Source organism: Paraconexibacter sp., from assembly GCF_041602235.1.
Lineage (GTDB): Bacteria > Actinomycetota > Thermoleophilia > Solirubrobacterales > Solirubrobacteraceae > Paraconexibacter.
Map to the genome: position 1 here is coordinate 1 of NZ_JBFIGP010000229.1, position 6161 is coordinate 6161.

The following is a 6161-nucleotide window of genomic DNA, read 5'->3' on the forward strand; positions in this document are numbered from 1 at the left end:
ACGCCGTCGCCCGTCGCGCCGCAGGCGGTCGCCGCGCCGCGGACCGGACGGCTGCCGCGGGCCTCGTCCTCGGGGCCGCCGTCCGTGCACTGGCCATCTCCCACCTTCACCTGGACGCCGCGTCGCGGCACCGGCACGATGACGAAGTCGAACGGGTCGGCCGTCTTCTCGTCGGGCGCGAACGTGACCTCCTGGTACTGGACGGTGTCGCGTTCCCCGGCGGACCCTGAACCGCCGGACAGGACGTCGCCGCCGAGCCCACCGGTCAGGTGATCGGAGCCTGCCCGGCCCCGCAGCAGATCGTCGTCGGGGCCGCCGTCGAGTGTGTCGTCACCGGCCCCGCCGTCGAGCGTGTCGTCACCGGCCCCGCCGTCGAGCGTGTCGTCGCCCTCCTCGCCGCTGAGGACGTCGTCGCCGTCATCGCCGGCGAGCGTGTCGTTGCCGGTGCCGCCGTGCAGGTTCTGCGAGCCGTCACCGCCGCGGAGGAGATCGTCCCCTTCTCCGCCCAGGAGGGTGGCGCGGAGCATCAGACCGGCGGTCCTGACCCCGTCACGGAGCCCGGCGGTCGACAGCACGTCGTCGCCGTCGCCGCCGCTCATCGTGACCCTGGTGCCCTCGTTGTCCGCGCCCCGCGCGTAGGTGACGCGGTCCTTCCCGCCGTCCATCGAGACCAGCAGTTCGGCAGGTGTTCCCTGGAACACGATGCCGGGCTCGGGCTGGATCGCGTTGAGGTTCGCTCCCGGGGCCGTGCACTCGGCGGAGCGGTCGCCGGTGCTCGTGCACTGACCGGACACGGCGATCGAGCGGTTCGCGACGATCCGGAAGGTGCGCGTGTCGGGCAGGCGCTCCACGGTCACGGTCTCGTCGGCGCTGGTCCCGCGGATCTGGACGACCAGTTCGCTCGGCGTGTTCACGCGGATCGGTCCTGGCTCCGCCGCAGGTGCGTCGGCGACGAGGGCGCTCGCGATCGCGACGCTCAGCAGGCCGCCCGGGGCGAGGAGGGCAGGACGGGGAAGCGCCATCACAGAGAAGAGGATGCCGGGAATCGCCGGATCCTTCCCGGGGCCCGGCGGAACGGGGCGCTAGCGTGGGCGTATGCCGCTCGCCCGTGCCCTTGCGCTCCTCGCCGCCGCGGTGCTCGCGCCGCTCGCCCTCGCGGCCTGCGGGGACGGTGACGGGAGCACGGACAAGGACCGCGCCGCGACGGCCGCGATCGACCTGACGATCACCCTGGAGGGGACCGCGGGCACCCGGGCCTTCACGCTGCGCTGCGATCCGGTCGGCGGCACCTGGCCCGACGCGGCGACGGCGTGCCGCGGCCTCGCGACGCCCGACGGCGCCAAGGCGCTGGAGCCCATCGTGATCGAGACGCGCGACTACGGACCGATCACCGAGGTGCCGATGACGGTCACCGGCACGGTCGACGGCCGCGCGCTGACGCTCGAGTTCCCGAAGATGGGATCGAGCACGCGCCGGGCCCGGCTGCGGATGCTCACCGACGTGCTCGGGCCCGACGCCTACGCCACGGCGGTGAAGGCGGTCAGCTGACCGCCCGCACCGCCGGGACGCCCCTACTTCAGCTCGGCGCTGGTCTTCTTCAGCAGCGTCCGCGCGATGATCAGGAGCTGGATCTGCTGGGTCCCCTCGAAGATGTCGAGGATCTTGGCGTCGCGGGCCCACTTCTCCAGCAGCTCGGTCTCGTCGTAGCCGGCGACTCCGCACAGCTCGATGCAGCCGAGCGCGACGTCGACGCCGGTCCGCCCGGCCTTCGCCTTGGCGATCGACGCCTGCAGCGAGTTGGGCTTGCGGTTGTCCGCCATCCACGTCGCCTGCAGGGTCAGCAGGCGGGCGGCCTCGTAGTCGGCCTCCAGCGCCCAGAACTTCGCGGCCGCCGCCGACTGGGTCACGACGGGGCGGTCCGTGTTGAGGTCCACGCCCGCGTCGATGAGCACCTGGCGGGTGTGATCGAGGCACGCCCGGGCGACGCCGACAGCCATCGCCGCCACCAGGGGCCGCGTGTTGTCGAACGTCTGCATGACGCCGCCGAAGCCCTTCTTGGTGTCGATCTCAGGGTTGCCGAGCAGCGCCTCCTTCGGCACGCGGCAGTCCTCGAGCCGGAAGGCGGCGGTGTCGCTCGCCCGGATCCCGAGCTTGTGCTCGAGACGGTCCAGGACCATGCCCGGGTTGGAGCGCTCGACGATGAACGACTTGATCGCCGCGCGGCCGACCTCACGGTCGAGGGTCGCCCACACGACGACGAGCTCGCAGCGCTCACCGGCCGTCACGTAGATCTTCTCGCCGTTCAGGACGTACTCGCCGGTCTCCTCGTCCAGGACCGCGGTGGTGCGGATCGACGCGGAGTCCGACCCGGACTCGGGCTCGGTGATCGCCATCGACGCCCAGCGGCCGCCGTAGAGCTTCAGCTGCTCGTCGGTCGCCACCGCGGCGATCGCCGAGTTGCCCAGGCCCTGACCGGGGATCGCCAGCGTCAGGCCGACGTCGCCCCAGCAGGTCTCCATGATCGACAGCGCGGTCGACATGTTCGAGCCGTTCTTGTTCTTCGGGGCGGCGCCGTTGGCGCTGTCGCTCGACTCGTCGCGCGAGCCGACACCGGCCGCACCGGCCCCGCCGGTGTCACCGCCGTCGTTCATCCCGTCGATGAGCTTGGCGAGCATGTCGAGCTCCTTGGGGCGCTCGTGCTCGGCGGTGTCGTACTTGCGGCTGATCGGTCGCAGCACGTGCGTGGCGACCTGGTTGGCCTGCTCGACGAGCGGGCGGAACTTCTTGGGGGTCTCGAGATTGATCATCGTGGTCTCGGTTCTGTTCGTCGGTTGAGCGGGGTCGGTCGACCGCGCCTAGACGAGCAGGGCGCCCTCCAGCACGCCCGTCGCGCGGAGGTCCCGGTACCAGCGTTCGACCGGGTGCTCCTTGATGTAGCCGTGGCCACCCAGCAGCTGGACGCCCTGGGAGCCGATCTGCAGGCCCTTCGCGACGCACAGGGTGCGGGCGAGGGTCGTCTCGTGGGCGAACGACTTGCCCTGGTCGGCGAGGCTGGCGGCACGGTAGGTCGCCAGCCGCATGCCCTCGACCTCGATCGCGATGTCGGAGACCGCGAACGCCACGGCCTGCCGGTGGCTGATCGGCTCGCCGAACGCGACACGCTCGTTGACGTAGGGGATGACGTAGTCGAGGACCGCCTGCGCGGTGCCGACCGTCGCGGCGCACCAGCCGAGGCGGGCACGGTGGATCGCTTCGGCGTACACCGCGGGGTCGCCCTCCGCGAGCAGCGCGTCGGCGGGCACGTGGACGTTCTCGAGGAACAGCTTCTCGGTGGCGGCGGCGCGGATGCCCATCGCCGGGTTGGCCTCGACGCTGAGGCCGCTCACGGCACCCGAGTCGACGAGGAACAGCGCCGGGCCGTGGCCCTCCAGCGCGGCGGCCACCAGCAGGACCTCGGCGTCAGCACCGCGCACGACGAGGGACTTGACGCCGTTCAGGACGTAGCCCTCGCCGTCGATGCGAGCAGTGGTCTTGAGGTCGAACGGGTCGAAGAGCGGCTGCGGCTCGAGGATCGCCAGCGCCGCGCACGGCACGTCGTCACCGGTGAACGCGGGCAGGTACGTGGCCTGCTGGCCGGCGTCGCCCCACAGACCCAGTGCCGTGGCGACCGCGCTGGTGCCCAGGAGCGACACCGCGAGCCCCATGTCACCGCGCGCGAGCTGCTCGGTCACCAGCACGGTGGTCACCGCGGAACGTTCGGCAGCGGTGCCGCCGAGGTCCTCCGGGACACCGAGGGTCGCGAGCCCGAGCTCGGCGCCCTGCGCGAGCAGCTCCGGCGACGCGGCGCACGCCTCGTCGGCCTTCAGCGCCGCAGGTCGCAGTTCGCTGGCGGCGACCTCGCGCATGACCTCCAGCAGCATCTGCTGGTCGTCATCGGGCGTGAGGTCGAAGGAGTCGCTGCCCCCGGAGACCCGGGCGCGGGCCGGCTTGCCGGCCCCGCTCACGCGGGCGAAGGTGCGCCCGGCCAGCGTGGCGCCCCGGAACCCGTTCTTCGTGACCTGGTAGGTGGCGTTCTCCGCGAACCCGCGCAGTCCGACACGATCGATGAGCTCGAACGAAGCGAGCTTCCTGAGAGCCTGCAGGCCGAGGCCCATGCTGCGGTCAGCGACACTCATGACGCCGTCCTCCTGGTCGTGGTCTTCTTGGCCGCCGGCTTGCGGGCCGGCGTCTTCCTGGTGGTCTTCTTCGGTGCGGCGACCGCGGTGACGGTGCCGGTGAGGTGGTCGGAGCCCTTGCGGTCCCTGACCGCGAAGTGGGTGACGTCGTCCGCGACCGCGCTGCCGAACGTGACGGTCGTGGGGAGCAGGACCGGCTTGCGGAACGCGACGTCGACCGTGCACGCGTCCGGGAGCCGACCCTCGAGGGCCGCGACCGCGCGGGCCTTGGTCCACAGGCCGTGGGCGATCGCGCGCGGGAAGCCGAACGGCTTGGCCGTCAGCGACGTGAGGTGGATCGGGTTGCGATCGCCCGAGACGGCGGCGTAGCGGCGGCCGGTGTCCTCCGGGATCCGCCAGGTGGACTGGACCGGGATCTCGGGGACGGCCACGGGCTTCGCCGCGGGCTTGGCGACGGCCTTGGGCTTGTCACCCTCGGTCGCGCCACCGCGCCGCAGCATCGTGGACCGGGCGGACCACACGAGCTCCTTGCCGACCCGCGCCTCGGTGTGCAGCGTGAGGGTGCGCCCCTTGGGGTGCGGGTCCAGACCGGTGGCCCACACCTTCAGGTCCACCGCTTCACGGACGCTCACCGGGCGGTGCTGCGTGATCGCGTTGGTCAGGTGCACCAGGCCGACCGGCCCGAACGGCATGTCCGGGTCGGTCATCAGGGCGATGTGCACGCCGAACGCCCGGACGTTCAGGTAGGTCAGCGGCAGCGTGTCGCGCAGCGTGAACCCGCACACGCGGGCGTACCGGGCGAGGTGCTCGGCGTCGGTCTGCAGGCCGGGCACCTCGAGGACGATCGACGGCAGCGGACCCCCGCCGCCCGGCAGGAAGGGCAGCTTGCCGGCGGCGGGCAGCGTCGATCCGAACGCCTTCAGGTAGTTGCCGAGCACCCCCGGAGCGGCGTCGAGCCTGCGGGTCTTCTTCGCGGTCGCCACGGCGCTCACGCTCCCAGGAGGGACTGGCCGCACACGCGCACGACGTTCCCGGTCAGGCCGCTGGAGCCGGGGCTCGCGTACCAGGCGATCGTCTCGGCGACGTCCACGGGCAGCCCGCCCTGGGACATCGAGTTCATCAGCCGGCCCGCCTGGCGGATCGGCAGCGGCACCTTCGCGGTCATCTGCGTCTCGATGAATCCGGGAGCGACCGCGTTGATCGTGATGTCGCGCTCGGCGAGCACCGGCGCCAGCGACTGGACCATGCCGATGACCCCCGCCTTGGAGGTCGCGTAGTTGGTCTGCCCGTTGTTGCCGGCGATGCCGCTGATCGACGAGACGCAGACGATCCGCCCGCCGTCGCGCAGCGTGTCGGTCGCCAGCAGCGCGTCGTTGAGGCGCTCCTCGGCGGAGAGGTTCACGTCGACGACGAGATCCCAGGCCTCCGGCTTCATGCGACCGATCGTCTTGTCGCGGGTGATCCCCGCGTTGTGGACGACCACGTCGACCGCGCCGTGGGCCTTCTTCAGCGCCTTGACGATGGTGTCGGGCGCGTCGTCGGCGGTGATGTCCGCCTCGATCGCGGTCCCGCTGATCGCGCTCATGCCGGCGCGCAGCTCGTCGCCGAGCTGCGGGACGTCGAGTCCGACGACGGTGCCGCCGTCGCGGGCGATCGTCTCGGCGATGGCCGCCCCGATGCCGCGTGCCGCTCCGGTCACGAGCACGACCTTGCCGTCGAGCGGCCGTACGAGGTCGGCCTCCGACGGCTGCGGTGCCTTGCCGATCCGCACGACCTGGCCGCTGACGTAGGCCGAACGCGGAGAGAGGAGGAACGCCAACGTGGTGAACAGCTGGTCCTCGGCACCGGGGGCGACGTAGACGAGCTGGGCGGTGGTGCCGTCGCGGGCCTCCTTGCCGGCGGCGCGCGTGAAGCCCTCGAGCGCACGCTGGGCCGTCGCCTCGCGGGGGGTGTCGCAGTCCGACGGCGGGGTGCCGAGCACGATGA

Annotated in this window: 6 protein-coding genes; 1 reads left to right on the top strand and 5 read right to left on the bottom strand. The window is 72.1% G+C overall.

Annotation, left to right across the window (positions count from 1 at the left end):
- A partial coding sequence (locus ABYE80_RS15670) for a calcium-binding protein (RefSeq protein ID WP_372791234.1) occupies positions 1–1022 on the bottom strand: 1022 nt, incomplete at its 3' end.
- Positions 1023–1095: 73 nt separating this feature from the next.
- On the opposite strand from ABYE80_RS15670, the gene ABYE80_RS15675 reads away from it, so the two are divergent.
- On the top strand, positions 1096–1548 hold the full coding sequence (locus tag ABYE80_RS15675) for an SSI family serine proteinase inhibitor (RefSeq protein WP_372791235.1): 453 nt from the start codon (positions 1096–1098) through the stop codon (positions 1546–1548).
- A gap of 23 nt (positions 1549–1571) precedes the next feature.
- Here ABYE80_RS15675 and ABYE80_RS15680 read toward each other — a convergent pair whose 3' ends face one another.
- The 4 genes from ABYE80_RS15680 to ABYE80_RS15695 form a co-directional block, all read right to left on the bottom strand.
- On the bottom strand, positions 1572–2807 hold the full coding sequence (locus tag ABYE80_RS15680; RefSeq protein WP_372791236.1) for an acyl-CoA dehydrogenase family protein: 1236 nt from the start codon (positions 2805–2807) through the stop codon (positions 1572–1574).
- A gap of 48 nt (positions 2808–2855) precedes the next feature.
- Positions 2856–4154, bottom strand: a complete 1299-nt coding sequence (locus ABYE80_RS15685; protein WP_372791239.1) for an acyl-CoA dehydrogenase family protein — start codon at positions 4152–4154, stop codon at positions 2856–2858.
- A gap of 17 nt (positions 4155–4171) precedes the next feature.
- Positions 4172–5167, bottom strand: coding sequence for a MaoC/PaaZ C-terminal domain-containing protein (locus ABYE80_RS15690; RefSeq protein ID WP_372791237.1), 996 nt, complete (start codon positions 5165–5167; stop codon positions 4172–4174).
- The coding region (locus tag ABYE80_RS15695) for a 3-oxoacyl-ACP reductase (protein ID WP_372791238.1) at positions 5164–6161 on the bottom strand (998 nt) is incomplete at its 5' end. The genes ABYE80_RS15695 and ABYE80_RS15690, both read right to left, overlap by 4 nt.

What these genes read in the sequence shown, in the direction of transcription:
- ABYE80_RS15685 (WP_372791239.1), bottom strand. Translation starts at nt 4,154, where the DNA reads ATGGGCCTCGGCCTGCAGGCTCTCAGGAAGCTCGCTTCGTTCGAGCTC.
- ABYE80_RS15680 (WP_372791236.1), bottom strand. Translation starts at nt 2,807, where the DNA reads ATGATCAATCTCGAGACCCCCAAGAAGTTCCGCCCGCTCGTCGAGCAG.
- ABYE80_RS15675 (WP_372791235.1), top strand. Translation starts at nt 1,096, where the DNA reads ATGCCGCTCGCCCGTGCCCTTGCGCTCCTCGCCGCCGCGGTGCTCGCG.